The organism is Sphingobacterium zeae (genome assembly GCF_030818895.1).
GTDB classification, from domain to species: domain Bacteria; phylum Bacteroidota; class Bacteroidia; order Sphingobacteriales; family Sphingobacteriaceae; genus Sphingobacterium; species Sphingobacterium zeae.
In genome coordinates this window covers 4,058,546-4,074,455 of sequence record NZ_JAUTBA010000001.1, presented here as the reverse complement: position 1 = coordinate 4,074,455, position 15,910 = coordinate 4,058,546, and the positions used below count along the sequence as shown (strand labels likewise).

Below are 15,910 nucleotides of genomic sequence, written 5' to 3'. Positions count from 1 at the left end.
TAAATTGAAAACTGATCTACAGAATGAATTATATTAATTATGCGGCCTGCGCAGGCCTATTGTCTTTAATTGGTTGTGCTTCACTAAAAAGCTCCGATGAAAGTTATGCAACGTATGTAAATCCTTTTATTGGAACGGACTTTACCGGAAATACCTATCCAGGCGCACAGTCACCCTTTGGGATGGTGCAGCTAAGTCCAGATAATGGACTGCCCGGCTGGGACCGTATTTCCGGATACTTTTATCCCGACAGTACAATTTCTGGCTTTAGCCATACCCATTTAAGTGGTACCGGGGCAGGTGACTTATATGATATATCTTTCATGCCGGTGACATTGCCTTATCATGAAGCGGAAGCTCCGCTTGGTATACATTCCAAGTTTTCCCACAAAGACGAAAAGGCACATGCAGGATATTATCAGGTAAAACTGATTGATTATGATATCAATGTAGAGTTGACGGCGACAGCACGTTGTGGTATCCAGCGCTATACTTTTCCAAAGGCAGAATCTGCCGTATTTTTAGATTTAAAGAAAGCGATGAACTGGGATGCGACTACAGATTCGCGCATCGAAGTGGTAGATTCTGTGACTATTCGTGGCTATCGATTTTCTGGAGGCTGGGCCAGAGGGCAGCGTGTCTATTTTGAAACTCGTTTTTCCAAACCTTTTACAGCTGTCCATATTGATAGCACGGTCATATTATCAAGTATCGATACCACAGCGAAGAAGGCAACGCGAATCGGTACAGCCTATAAAGCCCGATTTGATTTTAAAACTGCCGAAGGTGAACAGGTAACGCTCAGTACAGCACTTTCGGGCGTAAGCATGGAAGGCGCGTCCAGAAATTTGAAAGCGGAAGTTCCTAAAGATGATTTTGACTATTATTTGAAAGAGGCAGAACAAAATTGGAACAATGAATTGGGGAGGGTTGCCATCGAAACCAAAGACAGCGAGGAGCAGGTCAAATTCTATACAGCATTGTATCATTCCATGCTTGCACCTACAATTTTTAGTGACGTTGATGGTGCTTATATGGGGGCTGACCGAAAAATACATCAGGCTGAAGGCTGGACCAACTACAGCACGTTTTCCCTTTGGGATACTTATAGAGCGTCGCATCCCTTATTTACTTATATTGATCCTAATCGCGTAAACGATATGATTAAATCGTTCATCGCTTTTTATGAACAACATGGCCGATTGCCAGTATGGAATATTTACGGGAGTGAAACAGATATGATGATCGGGAATCATGCAATTCCTGTCATTGTAGATGCATATTTAAAAGGAATCGGTGATTTTGATACCGCAAAAGCATTAGAAGCATGTGTTGCGACAGCTAATATCGACAATTATAGAGGCATAGGTCTGTATAAAAAATTAGGCTATGTACCCTATGATGTCAAGGATGAATATAATGCTGAAAACTGGTCGCTATCGAGAACACTTGAATATGCATACGATGATCATTGTATCGCCATGATGGCGGATAAGATGGACAAGAAAGAGATAGCAGGAATATTTTTTGCAAGAGCGCAGAACTACAAAAATGTTTATAATCCGTCGACTTCATTTATGCAGCCCCGGGATAGTAGAGGTAAATTTATTACCCCATTTGATCCCGAAGAGTATAGTGCGCATATCTGTGAGAGTAATGCTTGGCAATATTTCTGGTCGGTGCAGCATGATATTCCCGGATTGATTAAGCTTGTTGGTGGGCAAGAACGATTCGCTCAGAAGTTGGACAGCATGTTCACATTTCATCCTTCGGATACCAGCAAACTACCAATTTTTAGCACAGGGATGATTGGTCAATATGCACATGGTAACGAACCAAGCCACCATGCACTCTATTTATTTAATGCTGTTGGACAACCTTGGAAAACACAGCAATATGCTGCAGAGGTTATGCGTAAACTTTATTTAAACACACCTGCTGGATTGAGTGGAAATGATGATTGTGGACAGATGTCAGCTTGGTATGTATTCAGCTCGTTGGGTTTTTATCCTGTAGATCCTATCAGTGGGAAATATGAGATCGGCACACCTTTGTTCGAAAAAGCCGAATTGAAGCTGTCCAATGGAAAGAAATTTAGGGTTAAGGCAAACCAGGTGAGCAAATCCAATATTTATATCCAATCGGTTACTCTTGATGGTAAACCTCTTGAAACGAGTTATATTACACATGAACAGATTATGTCGGGTGCGACATTAGTGTTTGAAATGGGCGAGAAACCAGGACCGGTGTGGTACAAAAATAAATAGCCTCATTTCTATTTAGCTAGATCTTTTTAAGCGCAGCCTCCAAATGAATATTAATGAATTTGGGGGCTGCCTGTTTTCTCGGCTGGATTATTCAGGCTTTTGTAAAAGTAGGTTGTGCTACATGGCAAACCATTGGGAAAAACAGCGTAATTCGGAATATCACCGACAATGGTCCAGCCACATTTTTGGTACATGAAATATGCAGGGCTATCAGTTACTGTATCGAGCACGATAAGCGTTTTATTTAGATCAATGGCTATCTTTTCAATTTGCTGAAGCAATTTCTGTGCAATGCCCATCCTGCGAAAGTCAGAATGAACCATCATTTTGGCAACATCTGCACGATGTACTTGATTAGAAGGGTGGTCAGTTTGCAATTGAACTGTTCCGGTGATCTGATTTGTTACGCTATTTTTGGCCACAATTAATACAGTTTTCTGCTGTTCGACCTTATCTAGAACTTCGTTCCAGAACCTGCTCGCCTGTTCAACAGTCAGATCGTCCATAAAACCTACAGAGGCACCTCCTTGGACAATGTTAAAAGTCAAATCTACGAGTTGGGTAATTAAGATGTCACTGGATTCTTTGATTTCTTCAATGACAAAATCTATATTGGTAGTAAGCATGGAGCTGCCGTGTTTGATTGTAAATCTTTATTCACTTCGGGTGAACGCAAAATAGATGACATAAAGCCAGCCGAGTATCCCGTGAATTAAAGCCCAAAGTATTGATTTATTGCGGTCCCACGAAGTGACGACGGCAATTACTGAGCCAAGGCCTATTCCCGATTGCGTGATCGTCTGTGTCGTTGATTTACTGATCTCCTGTCCAAACACTAGATTGGAAATGAATATAAACAGTATAAATAACGTAAGCTGTTTCATCATGATTTTATTGGGCTCCTCTTATTTTGAGTTCTTCATTGATCTCTTTTATTCTTTTGAAATTGAGAATTGCAATTGGGGATAAAGCAAAGGGAATAGCCATTAGTGCACTAAATCCTTTGGCGATTGATGTATATATCCCCATGCCTAATAAGATAAACAGCATAATGGTTAGCATCCAAGTGACTACAAGTGTATTTTTTCTATTGTTATGCAGCTCTTCGATAGTCATTCCGTTTAAAGGTCTATTATTCATAATTTCTTCGGTTTATATCTCTAATTTCCGTAATTATTTTTAAGAAACCAAGTGTTCGGCTTCAAACGATCTGTAAAATTTGCGAAATATGAGATTTATTTTATAAAAATTATGAAATAGCTTTGAAAATACAAGTAATAAAAGGGAAAATGAAATCATATTTTGCTTTTGTAGGGGGTAATTATAAATCGACACGATTTGATTCTGAATAACCTTTTGGAGCATGCCGACGAGAGACGGAATTTTTGCGGTTTAGAGCGGTTTATAAAGTAGCATAAAAACATGCAGGAAGAAAATGAAGGTGCAAGACAATGTCTCATTAAAAGAGGGATATCTTGAGTTGAGAAAATTGCAGGGGTAACGACGAATCTTAGAATAAAGACCGCGAACATTAAAAGCAATGAGAGGACAATATTAAAAATATGTTATTTGTGGAAAAATTAAGAAATCAGAATTTTAGCACTCGCCGTTACGATATTTACCATATGTTCCTGTAGGGGTAATTTCGAATCGGGATATAATATGAAAATGGCAAATCTTTTCCAGCGCTTTACCGAAAAATTGGAAGAGAACTATGGCAAGCTGTAGGATGGAGAATATGATGTCGATAAATCCGAATCTCCTATGAAATGAAATTGAATGAGGCACGTGATTTGAGCAGTTATATCAAGGGACTAAAATGCAAAGCTGCTCAGTTGAGACCCACTAAAACTGCGGAGGTTTTTCATGGGGCTAAAGTTGCATATATGGCACAGATCGCTGATGGATATGGTGTTTTGTTGATTAAATATATTGATGAACAGAAAAAAGGAGCCAGGAAAAGTCTGCGGAGGGAGATGACTGATAAAAAAGCGCGACTTGCGGCCTTAGCCGATGAGTGTTTTGCGCATCAACTTTTATTCCTGCGTCAAGCTGGAATAAAAGTTGAAAAGGAACAAGAAATTAATTAAAGTACATTTTGACTTTATAGAGATGTTAAAGCTAAAATATAAGTGGTATTTGTTGATTATTTTGCCGATGACGGCATTATCCTGTAAGAGTAAAATAACGGCACAGCAGCCATCAACGCTTATTGCATTGGTGGATACCGTAAAGCCAGATTGGTATCGTGAAAACTATGGTCAGGTTGTTATGATTGACGATGATTTAGTGGTTAAAAAAAACGACAGTTACTTAATAGATCTTCCATTGCGGATTGTTCCAGATTCCACCTATGTTTTCTTTTTGAGTGCTAGAATTCCGGTAGAATTATTTAAGAAATCAAATGAATTTTATCCCGATCTTCAGCATTTTGTGCTGATCGTTCCGGACTGGAAATTTTATGATGAGATTGCTAAAGAAGCGTCAAAACAAGGGATGTGTATAGAACCTGCGACGACCAATTTTTATTATTCGATAAAAAAAGAGGATGGTGCGGTTAGGGTTGATAGTATTCGTCGTTCCGGTGACGATAATGCGGGCTTCGATTTCGTAAAACCCGCTCTGCCCAAAAATATGTTGACAGTTTACAGGAAGGAAAGTTATGGATCTGTTTGCTGTCCACGTGATCCAAAATGGGATATGATAGATAAGGATAACTCTTTTTTGCACGATTTTGAACAAACTAATCACCTGATAGTGACTAGGGGTAGATATGTGCAGATGGAGGGTAAAGAAGGCGAAAAGAGTATCTATTATACGTTGCCTGGATTATCCTCTGTACAGCGGTTGGATTTTTTAGCTAATAAATATGTACAATGGACTAGCGCTAAAGATAACCACGAAACACCTATATTATCTCAGCTATTCGCCCCACAAATCGTTCCGATGGTAACTGAAGGTTTTAACAAAATGAAAGAGCAGCGATAACGTGAAAAATGATAATGCAAATGATTCGATAATAACGTAATTTTTTCATTTGAGATAAAGCTATTCGATCAACTTTATCTCAAACATTTTATCCCAGTTTTTGCCGGTCACAAAAAAGGTGTTCGATTTTCGATTGTAGGCGATACCATTGAGTACATCTAAATCGACATGATGCGTTACTTTTTCACGTAATTTGGAAAGATCCACCAATGCCTCTACTGCGCCTGTTTTAGGGTCGATCCGTCCAATAACATCTTCCATAAAGAAATTTGCATATATTTTTCCCTTTACCCATTCCATTTCATTGATCTGATCGACCATAGCTGTGTTCGTCGCCGCACGAATATAGTCTAATTTTGAGAAGTCGTGTGGATTGAGCGTATAGATATAATCCGAACCGTCAGACATGTATAAGTTTTTGCCATCGGAAGTCAATCCCCAGCCTTCCATTGGCTGAAAGTAAGGTAGTGTCTTAATAATCGATAGGGTGTTTATATCGTATACATAAGCTATATTGTTTTTATAGGTCAATTGATACAATTGCCCATTGAAAACAGTGGCGCCTTCGCCAAAAATTGAATCATCCAATTCAATTTTCTTGATGGGCTCACCGGTTTTAGGGTTAGTTAAGCGAACACTCGATTTACCTTTATTTCCGCTTGGGCCAATTCCATTTCCCGTGCTTTCGATTAAGTTGCCGCCATAAAACTCCAAACCTTGAGTAAAAGCCTTAATATCATGCGGATAAATATTTACAATGCTATACTGAAGCAAACGGGGAGGGGTGGAAGCGAATAAATCTATGCTTACCGTATTTTCCTCTTGTTTTCCATTACTGAATACGACAGCTTTAATAATCTGTTTGCCAAATTTTTCATGTTCTAATGCATATTCGAAAGGCGGATTGCCGTTTACCTGTCCAATTTTTTTATCATTGATGTAATAGACAATAGAGTCTAATTTTAATGTCTTCTCATTGTTTATCTTTAAAACTAGGTACTCTCCAAGTGTATAGCTCTGTTTGATACTGTCAAAGGTAAATGTCGGATTTTCTTCGTGCTGTACGGATTGGGAACTTGAAGTCGTATTTGTGTTATTGCGCTTATTTTCAGTACAGCCACTTAAAATGGCTAGAAACATGAAACTAATTAGATAAGATTTTTTTTTAATTGAAATGTTGTGCTTCATCACTCATCCTGTCATAAACTGTTGTTCTATTATCCGTTACCCAAACTTAGATAAATTGTTTTTTATATGCAATTCAATTCCTTATTATATAAAATCATAAACCCTTTATGAGAAAAAAATGAACCATTATATGCGGCTCAATTGTTATAAGGATATGGAACAATCTTATTTTTTGGGAACAAGTGGTATTCTTTTACCCTACAAGAATAGAAGTTTTTATCCTGAGCAGCTAGCAGGTAAGAGTCGGCTGACCGTATACAGCTTATTATTTAATTCTTTGGAGGTAAACAGTTCTTTTTATAAAATTCCCAGGGAAGAAACTGTTAAAAGATGGTCCGAGGAAACGACCGATGATTTTCGATTTACTTTTAAGCTTTGGAAAGGAATTACGCATGAAAAGGAACTCAGGTTTGATCCACAGGATGTAGTTAGATTTCTATCCGTTATTGATGGTGTCGGTCAAAAGAAAGGATGTTTGCTTATACAATTACCGCCATCATTTAAATTTACTTCCATTGCAAGGCTTACTGAGCTATTGGACTGTATCAGTCAGGATCAGCGAAGTCAGGCTTGGAAGGTATGTGTAGAATTTAGAAACGACTCTTGGTATAGGGAAGAAACTCTTATTCTTTTAAAATCATATGGAATGCATGTGGTTGTCCATGATAAGGATACTCGTGGCATGCGTCTTCAATATGCCGATACTAAAATTATCTATATGCGTCTCCATGGGCCGGATGGTGACTATCGGGGAAACTATTCAGACAGTGTACTGAGGGAATACAGTACCTATATCAATAGTTGGATCGCAGAGGAAAAAGAGGTGTATGTTTATTTTAATAATACCATTGGATCGGCACTTGCTAACTTGAATACATTAACGGAATATATCACAGCGAGCAAAGCATCATCTCTTTAAAACTATTTTCTCTTTAAAGGATTCGATTACGGATATATTCTGTTCCCATAAAACCATCCCAGCCCTCATGTTCACGCATAATTCGCTGGTATGCTGCTGTCAAGGCCTGAACCTTCGTCAATAAAGGGATGCCTCTCCGGATGCAATCATGATCGGAGAAAGTTCCAGCCTTATCGTACCATTGAAGCCAACCGAGTAGTTCTTGTCTAGTCATCAGCATTAATTGATCGAAAAGCATCTTATCTTTTAAGCCTAAAAGCTGATAACGCCAATCATTTCGATGCGATTCCATTGCTAGAATTTTTGGCAGCTGATGATCGATGATCTGTTTGATAAAAGATTCCATAATTTCAAATTTTAGTTGTTGAACATAAGTTGTGCATGGGTGTTCGAAAAAGCATTATATTTTCTCTTCATATGGATACGCAAGATTTCTTTGTATATATATTCTACAGCCTTCATTTTAGAGATCTGCTGTACTCCATTTTCAATGCATTTGCGATCTGTATAGTTTCCTTTTGGATTATTCCATTGTAGCCAATCAAGCAGCATTTCTTTTTCAAGTTTTTCAAGCCTTTGCTGTAAGCCCACTAATTCACTTTCTCTAAGCTGCTCGCGCCAGTCGGACCAAATGGAGTTGGATATTGCTGTTCTTTTCTCTTTGAATTTGTTTACCATGTGTTTCTTTAAATCTGATTTGTAAAATCTATTAGATAACTAGCTTGCTGATAATAGCGTTGCCAAGTTTACTTTTCATAAATAGCTCAATCTGTTTCAGTAATTCCTGGCTTACTTCGGGGACCCTTTCGAGATCCCTTATAAACCATTTCTGAATGACTGGATGCTGTTTGGAACGCTGTTCGAATTTAACGACTTCAGCTCTCGATGATTTTCCTTCTGGATCGTAGTATGACCACAGTACAATGAAAATCGTATTCGGGTCTTCATCGGGATAGGGGGTATGAAAGCGAACGATGTCACCAACGTGCAACTCCTTATTATCATAAGCTGTGATTTGTTCCATAAAAGCGTCGTCTAAAACTGATAATCAAATATACTAATAATATTAGTATTTCAAAATTATTACTAATAATTTTATTGTTTTAGTAGGCGTTCGTTGATTCTGTTAAGTGGAACATATCCTTTAAGCGGTTTTTCACTACATGTTACTTTTGTTGTTAGCAGCTAGTTGAATTTTAGGGAGTTATTTTTTGTCCGGTTTCGCGTTCCGAAGACTAATCGCGTTGGGGATTGATGGGCTGAATTTTTAATAGGCTATTTGTTATGAAACTTATTTTTCTGACTTGGGCAGTTTGACTTTAAAGACATAATATGGCAATTCCACCTTGTCGATTCTCTTATTCCATTGTGGATCCTTAAAAAGTTGTGCACAAGAAAAATAAAGATATCCATCTTCACCGATCCCCATGGAATCAGGCCATAATATTCGATGGTCACGGACTAAGGTATGTAGTTTTCCATCAGGACTTAAATATTTGATACTATAGTCGATGGATGACGTTAGGTAAATATTCCCGTTTATATCTGCCAGTAAGCCATGTGTGATGCCAACCTCTCCTTTGTCTTCGACTTTTGCCTCTAATTCTTGTTTCGTTAATGTGGAATCAGCCAAAAATTCTGTTGCGATACAGTACAAATGGGTTTGATTGATCGGTTTGAAGTATAGATATTTAAAGTCGTGACTCAACGCAATGCCATTCACGTTGGAAGAAAAAGGTTTTCCGTTTTCATTGCGCATATCATTACCGTCGTAGCTTAATACCACTTCAGGATCAGCCAATGTAAATCGGCTTCCAGCTAATGCTTTCCTGCTCTTTCCGGTTTTAAGGTCTAGAACAATGATGGCCGCTTGGCTTGGATCAGAGAGGTAGGCTAAATTTTTCTTTCCGTCAATGCGCATATCATTTAGACCCAATTTGGTTTTATCAAGGTCATCGAAACTGTAAATACGTTCAATTTGATCCTTTTTTGTGTCGATTTTTAACAATTTGAACTGCCCCTGGGCTGGTTTTTCATCATCGCCAAAAATTGATCCGGCAGATGATGGTTTGGAATCTAATACCCAAAGATTGTCCTGGGCATCGACAAATATATCCTGTACATTAACAAAGTGGGTATTCTCTATTCCTGTTTTATTCCATTCAATATCAGGATAAGGGACAGGTTTTCCGTCGATGATTTCAGTCAGTGCATACTGAAAATTCTTGGTTTGTTTTGGGAAGGAAACAAATAGACGGTTGCTGGATGTAACACTCACGCCAATGGGACGGAAGGGACCTAGATCTACTGCTACCTCTAGTTGTGGGCTTGTTGAATTATTGACTTGGGCCATCATGTTGAGAAAAAAGATGTGAAAGAATAGAAAACTAAATAAGAGCCTTTTTCGCATGTTCTTGTGTTAATTTAACCTGATTTTATTCCCTTAGCGTTACAAAGCGGTATGTTATAAGCTTCATAATGGGCCGATGCTTTTATAAAATAACTGTCTTTCGGCTAGTATTGTTTTAATAAGGAAAAGCTTTATCAAGTTTTTATCGCTGTACTGTCTTGCTTTTAAAGATATTTCTTTGTAGCTATCCGTAAATGGAATGAATGATTCCGATTTGAATCCACTTGAATTTTAAATGCTGGAGGTTTTAGGTAAGGTGATCTCAATAAATATCCAGTAAGTAGAGATTTTGGTATCGGTTGTTTTCATTGAATCAAGTGTCTGTATACATTTATGGAGACAGCTGCTGGATGATCACTATAAATAAACAGGGGCAAAATAATGATTAAAAATCAATTTTCGCCCCTGTTTCATATAATGGAGTAACGTAATTTTAGTGCAGCGGTTATTGCTCCTCTGTTACGACAGGCTCGCTAAACTTTTCGCTTCAAAAGTGGACAGTTCGTTGTATTTTTCGGCCTGTACTTTCTTTACCCAATTTGGATCTTGTAAGAGAGCCCTTCCCACGGCAACAAGGTCAAAGTCGCCACGCTCATACCGACGGACCAATTCGTCTAGCGACGCAGGTGAAGATTTGAATTCGGAGTTTGTAAATACGTCGCCAAAGTCTTTATCAAGGCCTACAGATCCAACTGTGATTGTGGGTTGTCCGGAGATCTTTTTAAGCCAGCCGGCGAAATTCAAATCACTGCCTTCAAATTCTGCTTCCCAATAACGGCGTTGGCTTCCATGGAAAATGTCGACACCGGCATCCGTCAATGGCAGGATCCAATCTTCCATTGCAGCAGGGGTAGGAGCAAGCTTGGCCGTATAGTCCTGTTGTTTCCATTGTGATAATCTCAGGATAATCACAAAATCCGGTCCTACAGCTTTCCGCATGGCTTTAACAACTTCCACAGCAAATTTAGAACGCTCCTTAATCGTTTTGCCTCCAAATTCGTCAGTGCGATGATTCATTCCTTCCCAAAAAAACTGATCGATCAAATAGCCGTGGGCACCATGGATTTCAAAAGCATCAAAGCCGAGATCTTTCGCAGACTTGGCTGCAGCAGCGTATGCCTGTATGGTGGCTTCTATATCAGCCAATGTCATCGTATCCGGACTCTCAAATGCTGCAGGCGGCGTCCATTGCATTGGGGTATAACCGACATGCCATATTTGAGGGGCTATTTTTCCGCCTTTCTTATGAACAGCATCAACAATATTCTTCCAGCCATTTAAAGCTTGATCACCATAAAAATTGGGAATGTCTTTTAAATTTTTTGAAGAAGGTCTTTCGATCACTGTACCCTCTGTTAAGATTAAACCGACATCACCAGCAGCACGCCGCTCATAATAACCAGCTACGGCGCTATCGGGAATTCCGTCCAAAGAGAATGCTCTCGTCATTGGTGCCATGACAAAGCGGTTTTTCAATTTTAAATTCTTATATTCAAAGGGATTAAAAAGTGTTTGTATGCTCATTTTTCTTGTTTAAATTGTAAATCTTCACAAAGATATTTTAAATAGTGTATATTTGTAACTATTATTGGTATAAACTAGTTACCTTTGTGTAACTATTCCCAAAATATCAAATGAAAAGGACTGAATTTAAAAGCTGTTCTTGTGCGATGCAGCGCTCGATGGCAATTTTAGGTACGAGGTGGAAACCTGTCATTATTTATACACTGCGTGATCGGAAAGCCCGATTTGGTCAGCTCGATGCGCTGATAGAAAACATTTCCCGCAAGGTTCTGACCAGCTCATTAAAAGAATTGGAAGAGGATGGTGTTATTCTTAGAGAAGAATATAAGGAACTGCCACCACGCGTCGAGTATTCTTTAACTGAGAAAGGTAAAGCCTTAATTCCTATTATGTGCCAATTGGCTAAATGGAACGAATCCTTTTACGAAGAGCCAGAATTACCCGAATTAATAGCGTAAGGAGCGCGTAAAAAGTAAATAGCGAATTACTGTTTTTGTACCGAGTTTGTCTTAATCCCTGCCTGATAGATAGCAAATAATTACTATGCGAAGGTGTATGTATGTAACTTGGCCTATTAGCATCCTTCCAGTAAGAATCCATCTTTTTCCAGATTGACGGAAAAAACTGGTATGTCATACTCATTCAAATTGATCAAATTAATCTGGTGTTCATCGAAACTTTTAAGTAAAATTTGACCAGCTGTTTGTTGATCAAAGTGGAACAATTACTCCCAGCGAATGCGAATATTTCAATATTTTATCCTTAATAATCTTAGTTCTTTAAATTTAGTCATTTTCCAGAAGCATTTTATGTTGACGCTTACCATACTGTTTTTGGTAAGTTTTAATGATATGCTGTAATTTTTTAAAATCTTCACTATACATATTTTTTTCATTTATTACCATTGTCGAATTATTTGTTGTATAAATTTTTATGGTTCTGAATTTAAAATATTTTTCGTCTCTACAGAATAACTTTATGATATTAAATGGGTTCCGAAAATGATTCATATCAGTTACTTTTTTTTTGTATTTGATTATATAGCGCAGGTTTAAATCCTTTCGATATAATCCACCAAAATTTACTTTAGTAAGTATATCTTCAGATATTTCAAAGTGCTCAAATTTCCAAACTGCCATAAGTATTATAAACGTACAGCAAATCTCCCATAGTATACCGAATGTAGTCATGGAATACCTTGAAATTAATACAGGAAGAATAAGGGTACTGCCGCAAAAAATAATGGTTAAAGGAAATGTATAATCCGAGCGGAACTTGATTTTTTTATTCACGAATACTTGTTTTATCTTTCGGTATTGAAAATAGAGTATAATGGAATATCATAATATTTTCCATCTTTTTTTAGATGCTGTTTCAATAGCGCTTCTTTTTCCATACCTATTTTTCCCATGACCTTTCCCGAAGCGGGGTTATGTGGGAAGTAGGTCGCAAAAATCTTGTTAAAATGCAGTTCTTTAAATCCGAAGTCAATGATTGCTTTTGCGGCTTCAGTGACATAACCTTTATTCCAATAAGGAATAGCAATCCAGTATCCCAGTTCAGCCTTATCCGAGCCTTCATCGTGTAATCCGATCGCGCCAATCAGTTTTTTCTCTTTGTTTCGGATAGCAAATGTAAAACCTTTACGATTGATATATGCTTCTTCTGCTAATTTAAGCCAATATTCAGCATCTTCTTTTCGATATGGATAAGGAATATTTGATGTAAAGTCCGAATATACTTTATCTTGAAGATAGTCGACAATCTGTGGAATATCAGAAGCAGTAATTGCATTGAGAATAAGTCGTTCTGTTTCTAGTTGGGGGAAATCTTTCATTTGATTAAGTCCTCAATTGGGGTTAAAAGAAATTGTAAGTTATGTGATTGTTGGCAAATGTAATAATTCTCCTAAATTTCAAACGAATAACATTACTCCTTGGTGTTCATCTACACTCGTATTTCTAGGATCGATAGCATTTTCGCTTAAATTTTTGAAATAAATTTTATAATTTTGCAGCTGTAGATCATTCATGTTATCAATTTTTAAAACGTAAAGCCATGTAATGCATTGTCGATATTGAGGGAGAAAGTAATCAACGGGGTTTATCTGATTTGACTACTCTATTCCTATGTCTTCAATTTTTTAGTATGGACTTAAATTTTAAAAATGGATTCAACAAAATATGGTCGTACCTACCATTTTCCCTTTTCTCCGGGAACAAACAGCGACGATCGTTTTAATCAGCATTATTGGACGGATATACAATCCTTCCATCAACTGTTGTATACAGAAAAATTAGATGGTGAAAACAACTGTCTTTCACAAAGGGGGGTATTTGCGCGATCTCATGCAGCCCCAACTACTTCGCCATGGACGGCTCAGTTAAGGGAATATTGGACCAGATTAAAAAATGATCTGCATGATTTGGAGTTTTTTGGTGAAAATCTTTATGCGGTACATTCAATCGAATATCGGAAACTAGAGCACTATTACTATGTTTTTGCTGCTCGAATTAAAGATCAATGGCTTTCTTGGGAAGAAGTTACATTTTACGCTAGTTTATTTGATTTGCCCATGGTACCTGTTTTAAAACTTGAAAATGTAAAGAATATGTCAGAACAGCAGCTCCAACTTTCAGTCGAAAATTTGGCCACACAGCCCTCCGTGTTCGGATCTGTTGATGCTAAAACGGGACATATGTGTACGATGGAAGGGGTGGTATGTAGGAATGTCGACGCATATCCTGTTGGCAAATTTCAGCACAACGTCTTTAAATATGTCAGAAAAGGACATGTGCAGACTGATGAACATTGGACAAAATCATGGCGCAGAACAAAAATGGTTTGGGAAAGGAAGGATGATTAATGGAATGGAAAATAGCAGTAGATAAGGACTGGTCGACGTTAGAGAATAAATTCTCTTGGGTAAAGGATATGGAAAAGGTACAGCAGGATCCTTGGCATCATGCAGAAGGAAATGTAGCAATTCATACACAGTTGGTTCTTCAGCAGCTTCAAGAGCTACCTGAATACCAAAAGCTGAACCTGCAAAAACAGGAGTTGATCTGGGCTTCGGCCTTGTTGCATGATGTTGAAAAAAGATCCACCACCATTATCGGATCAGATGGCCGTATCAGTTCGCCAAATCACGCTAAAAAAGGAGCGAAAACCACGCGGGAGATTTTGTTTCGTGATGTGGAGACTCCTTTCGCCATACGCGAACAAATTGTGTCTTTGGTACGTTACCATGGTTTGCCATTATGGCTTATGGAAAAAGCTGATCCAATGAAAAGCGCCCTAGAGGCTTCGCTCGCTGTAAATATGAGTCAGCTCAAACTGTTGGCTGAAGCAGATGCTAAAGGTAGATATTGTCGCGATCTGGACGCACTGCTTTATGCGTTGGATATGTTTGAACTGTATAGCAAGGAGGTTGGCTGCTGGAATGGGCCTCGTCCCTTCTTAACAGAAAATGCTCAATTTACCTATTTTAATGGAAATGACAACTACGTCGATTATGTTCCTTTTGATACATTTAAATCGACGGTTATCGTGCTTTCAGGGCTGCCCGGAATGGGTAAAGACTATCACATTCAAAAAATGAATGCAGATATGCCCATTATTAGCCTGGATGATATCAGACGCAAATATCGAATTGATCCCACTGATAAAAAGAAAAATGGATGGGTCATACAAGAAGCAAAAGAACAGGCAAAAAAATATTTGCGCTGTGGACAGGATTTTATCTGGAATGCCACGAATATAACTTCCCAAATGCGTCAGCAGCTGATCGATCTTTTTGTTGGCTACCAAGCCTATGTTAAATTATTGTATATCGAAAAACCCTATCAGGTATGGCGAACACAGAATAGAGATCGGGAATATCCATTACCTGATGCAGTCTTAGATAAAATGCTCGGTAGTTTGGATGTTCCTCAGCTCACAGAAGCTCACGAAGTTCAGTATTTCACAACGTAAATAGCATCTTAACAAAGGGTATCTTAAAATTATCCTTTGTTAAGATATAAGCAATTCCTATTTACTGTTTCAATTTTTGATTTAACAGTGGAACAAGCTCCTCTACCCGGATATTGATCACATCTATGTCGATCCATAGATGAGCCGGCTTTGTAATAAGATTACGATCGATAAAGCTTAAGAGATTTATAAGACGGCTTGTTTTTTGTTTTCGTAGCAATGAAGATTCTTTTAATTTTATAAATATAGAAGATGTTCGGTATAAACCGGTTACAAAACAATCGATGTCCGCCCACGGAATTGGCTGGGGCTCTAATGCGCTGTTGTTTACGAGCATGTCTTGACCTATCGTGAGTGCTGCTATCCCTTTTCGATAGCGGTTTATTTGCTGTATTCTGAGGTGAAATACGCTTGCTGCTGCTAGTGCCCACACCGTCGAAGCCAATTTTAACATTAGATCTTTATGTAACCATGCATAAAGCGTAACGACTATAGCGAACAAACAAAGCGCCATACTTATGATAATTTTCCCGCTGTTAAAATGAATTTTGATCATTATTTTTATAAGCATATAAACGCTGCTAAAAATAGGTGAAGATTATCTGCTGCAAAACGGCTCTTTCTATTCTGTACCCATTT

At 38.1% G+C, this 15,910-nt stretch carries 19 protein-coding genes; 7 read left to right on the top strand and 12 right to left on the bottom strand.

Annotated elements, in window-relative coordinates; translation table 11 throughout:
• The first annotated feature begins 23 nt into the window (after positions 1-23).
• Complete coding sequence (locus tag QE382_RS17135; protein ID WP_307186990.1) at positions 24-2,267, top strand: GH92 family glycosyl hydrolase; 2,244 nt, start codon at positions 24-26, stop codon at positions 2,265-2,267.
• Positions 2,268-2,317: 50 nt separating this feature from the next.
• Here the strand turns inward: QE382_RS17135 and QE382_RS17130 are convergent, their stop codons facing one another.
• From QE382_RS17130 to QE382_RS17120, 3 genes are read right to left on the bottom strand one after another with little or no spacing between them, the layout of a single operon-like run.
• Complete coding sequence (locus QE382_RS17130; RefSeq protein ID WP_307186989.1) at positions 2,318-2,893, bottom strand: GNAT family N-acetyltransferase; 576 nt, start codon at positions 2,891-2,893, stop codon at positions 2,318-2,320.
• Positions 2,894-2,920: 27 nt separating this feature from the next.
• Positions 2,921-3,154, bottom strand: a complete 234-nt coding sequence (locus QE382_RS17125) for a hypothetical protein (RefSeq protein ID WP_307186988.1) — start codon at positions 3,152-3,154, stop codon at positions 2,921-2,923.
• Positions 3,155-3,158: 4 nt separating this feature from the next.
• Complete coding sequence (locus QE382_RS17120; protein ID WP_307186987.1) at positions 3,159-3,407, bottom strand: redox-active disulfide protein 2; 249 nt, start codon at positions 3,405-3,407, stop codon at positions 3,159-3,161.
• 629 nt (positions 3,408-4,036) lie between these two features.
• Here QE382_RS17120 and QE382_RS17115 point away from each other — a divergent pair.
• Positions 4,037-4,357, top strand: a complete 321-nt coding sequence (locus tag QE382_RS17115) for a hypothetical protein (protein WP_307186986.1) — start codon at positions 4,037-4,039, stop codon at positions 4,355-4,357.
• A gap of 22 nt (positions 4,358-4,379) precedes the next feature.
• A complete protein-coding gene (locus QE382_RS17110; protein ID WP_307186985.1) occupies positions 4,380-5,255 on the top strand; it encodes a hypothetical protein in 876 nt (291 codons plus the stop codon).
• Positions 5,256-5,315: 60 nt separating this feature from the next.
• On the opposite strand, the gene QE382_RS17105 is transcribed toward QE382_RS17110, so the two are convergent.
• Positions 5,316-6,395 (bottom strand): glutaminyl-peptide cyclotransferase, encoded by a 1,080-nt coding sequence (locus tag QE382_RS17105; protein ID WP_307186984.1) that lies wholly within the window; start codon positions 6,393-6,395, stop codon positions 5,316-5,318.
• Between the two features lie 202 nt (positions 6,396-6,597).
• Between QE382_RS17105 and QE382_RS17100 the strand changes: the two genes are divergently transcribed.
• Complete coding sequence (locus QE382_RS17100; RefSeq protein ID WP_307186983.1) at positions 6,598-7,362, top strand: DUF72 domain-containing protein; 765 nt, start codon at positions 6,598-6,600, stop codon at positions 7,360-7,362.
• A gap of 13 nt (positions 7,363-7,375) precedes the next feature.
• Here QE382_RS17100 and QE382_RS17095 read toward each other — a convergent pair whose 3' ends face one another.
• The 5 genes from QE382_RS17095 to QE382_RS17075 all read right to left on the bottom strand — a co-directional run bounded on the left by QE382_RS17095 (position 7,376) and on the right by QE382_RS17075 (position 11,296).
• Entirely contained in the window at positions 7,376-7,708 is a 333-nt protein-coding gene (locus tag QE382_RS17095) for a hypothetical protein (RefSeq protein ID WP_307186982.1), read from the bottom strand.
• Between the two features lie 11 nt (positions 7,709-7,719).
• Complete coding sequence (locus QE382_RS17090; RefSeq protein ID WP_307186981.1) at positions 7,720-8,040, bottom strand: hypothetical protein; 321 nt, start codon at positions 8,038-8,040, stop codon at positions 7,720-7,722.
• A 31-nt stretch (positions 8,041-8,071) separates the two neighbouring features.
• On the bottom strand, positions 8,072-8,386 hold the full coding sequence (locus QE382_RS17085) for a hypothetical protein (protein ID WP_307186980.1): 315 nt from the start codon (positions 8,384-8,386) through the stop codon (positions 8,072-8,074).
• Between the two features lie 267 nt (positions 8,387-8,653).
• On the bottom strand, positions 8,654-9,772 hold the full coding sequence (locus QE382_RS17080) for an SMP-30/gluconolactonase/LRE family protein (protein WP_307186979.1): 1,119 nt from the start codon (positions 9,770-9,772) through the stop codon (positions 8,654-8,656).
• A 459-nt stretch (positions 9,773-10,231) separates the two neighbouring features.
• Entirely contained in the window at positions 10,232-11,296 is a 1,065-nt protein-coding gene (locus QE382_RS17075) for an NADH:flavin oxidoreductase (RefSeq protein ID WP_307186978.1), read from the bottom strand.
• A gap of 110 nt (positions 11,297-11,406) precedes the next feature.
• Between QE382_RS17075 and QE382_RS17070 the strand changes: the two genes are divergently transcribed.
• Entirely contained in the window at positions 11,407-11,754 is a 348-nt protein-coding gene (locus tag QE382_RS17070; RefSeq protein ID WP_293904149.1) for a winged helix-turn-helix transcriptional regulator, read from the top strand.
• A gap of 327 nt (positions 11,755-12,081) precedes the next feature.
• Here the strand turns inward: QE382_RS17070 and QE382_RS17065 are convergent, their stop codons facing one another.
• Both QE382_RS17065 and QE382_RS17060 read right to left on the bottom strand, forming a co-directional pair.
• The gene (locus tag QE382_RS17065; protein WP_307186977.1) at positions 12,082-12,435 is read right to left on the bottom strand and encodes a hypothetical protein; all 354 of its coding nucleotides are present in this window, start codon (positions 12,433-12,435) and stop codon (positions 12,082-12,084) included.
• 164 nt (positions 12,436-12,599) lie between these two features.
• Positions 12,600-13,133 (bottom strand): GNAT family N-acetyltransferase, encoded by a 534-nt coding sequence (locus QE382_RS17060; RefSeq protein ID WP_307186976.1) that lies wholly within the window; start codon positions 13,131-13,133, stop codon positions 12,600-12,602.
• A 330-nt stretch (positions 13,134-13,463) separates the two neighbouring features.
• On the opposite strand from QE382_RS17060, the gene QE382_RS17055 reads away from it, so the two are divergent.
• The gene (locus QE382_RS17055; RefSeq protein WP_307186975.1) at positions 13,464-14,162 is read left to right on the top strand and encodes an RNA ligase family protein; all 699 of its coding nucleotides are present in this window, start codon (positions 13,464-13,466) and stop codon (positions 14,160-14,162) included.
• Positions 14,162-15,271: an AAA family ATPase gene (locus QE382_RS17050; protein ID WP_307186974.1), complete on the top strand. Its 1,110-nt coding sequence runs from the start codon at positions 14,162-14,164 to the stop codon at positions 15,269-15,271. The genes QE382_RS17055 and QE382_RS17050 overlap by 1 nt, the downstream gene beginning before the upstream one ends.
• Positions 15,272-15,332: 61 nt before the next feature.
• Here the strand turns inward: QE382_RS17050 and QE382_RS17045 are convergent, their stop codons facing one another.
• Complete coding sequence (locus tag QE382_RS17045; protein WP_307186973.1) at positions 15,333-15,827, bottom strand: hypothetical protein; 495 nt, start codon at positions 15,825-15,827, stop codon at positions 15,333-15,335.
• Between the last annotated feature and the right edge of the window lie 83 nt (positions 15,828-15,910).

Bases quoted from the DNA above. Each gene is read 5' to 3' on its own strand.
- QE382_RS17065 (WP_307186977.1), bottom strand. From the start codon at position 12,435: ATGGCAGTTTGGAAATTTGAGCACTTTGAAATATCTGAAGATATACTT.
- QE382_RS17105 (WP_307186984.1), bottom strand. From the start codon at position 6,395: ATGTTTCTAGCCATTTTAAGTGGCTGTACTGAAAATAAGCGCAATAAC.
- QE382_RS17080 (WP_307186979.1), bottom strand. From the start codon at position 9,772: ATGCGAAAAAGGCTCTTATTTAGTTTTCTATTCTTTCACATCTTTTTT.
- QE382_RS17120 (WP_307186987.1), bottom strand. From the start codon at position 3,407: ATGAATAATAGACCTTTAAACGGAATGACTATCGAAGAGCTGCATAAC.
- QE382_RS17070 (WP_293904149.1), top strand. From the start codon at position 11,407: ATGAAAAGGACTGAATTTAAAAGCTGTTCTTGTGCGATGCAGCGCTCG.
- QE382_RS17085 (WP_307186980.1), bottom strand. From the start codon at position 8,386: ATGGAACAAATCACAGCTTATGATAATAAGGAGTTGCACGTTGGTGAC.
- QE382_RS17090 (WP_307186981.1), bottom strand. From the start codon at position 8,040: ATGGTAAACAAATTCAAAGAGAAAAGAACAGCAATATCCAACTCCATT.
- QE382_RS17135 (WP_307186990.1), top strand. From the start codon at position 24: ATGAATTATATTAATTATGCGGCCTGCGCAGGCCTATTGTCTTTAATT.
- QE382_RS17125 (WP_307186988.1), bottom strand. From the start codon at position 3,154: ATGATGAAACAGCTTACGTTATTTATACTGTTTATATTCATTTCCAAT.
- QE382_RS17110 (WP_307186985.1), top strand. From the start codon at position 4,380: ATGTTAAAGCTAAAATATAAGTGGTATTTGTTGATTATTTTGCCGATG.
- QE382_RS17060 (WP_307186976.1), bottom strand. From the start codon at position 13,133: ATGAAAGATTTCCCCCAACTAGAAACAGAACGACTTATTCTCAATGCA.
- QE382_RS17115 (WP_307186986.1), top strand. From the start codon at position 4,037: ATGAAATTGAATGAGGCACGTGATTTGAGCAGTTATATCAAGGGACTA.
- QE382_RS17100 (WP_307186983.1), top strand. From the start codon at position 6,598: ATGGAACAATCTTATTTTTTGGGAACAAGTGGTATTCTTTTACCCTAC.
- QE382_RS17095 (WP_307186982.1), bottom strand. From the start codon at position 7,708: ATGGAATCTTTTATCAAACAGATCATCGATCATCAGCTGCCAAAAATT.
- QE382_RS17130 (WP_307186989.1), bottom strand. From the start codon at position 2,893: ATGCTTACTACCAATATAGATTTTGTCATTGAAGAAATCAAAGAATCC.
- QE382_RS17075 (WP_307186978.1), bottom strand. From the start codon at position 11,296: ATGAGCATACAAACACTTTTTAATCCCTTTGAATATAAGAATTTAAAA.
- QE382_RS17045 (WP_307186973.1), bottom strand. From the start codon at position 15,827: ATGATCAAAATTCATTTTAACAGCGGGAAAATTATCATAAGTATGGCG.
- QE382_RS17050 (WP_307186974.1), top strand. From the start codon at position 14,162: ATGGAATGGAAAATAGCAGTAGATAAGGACTGGTCGACGTTAGAGAAT.
- QE382_RS17055 (WP_307186975.1), top strand. From the start codon at position 13,464: ATGGATTCAACAAAATATGGTCGTACCTACCATTTTCCCTTTTCTCCG.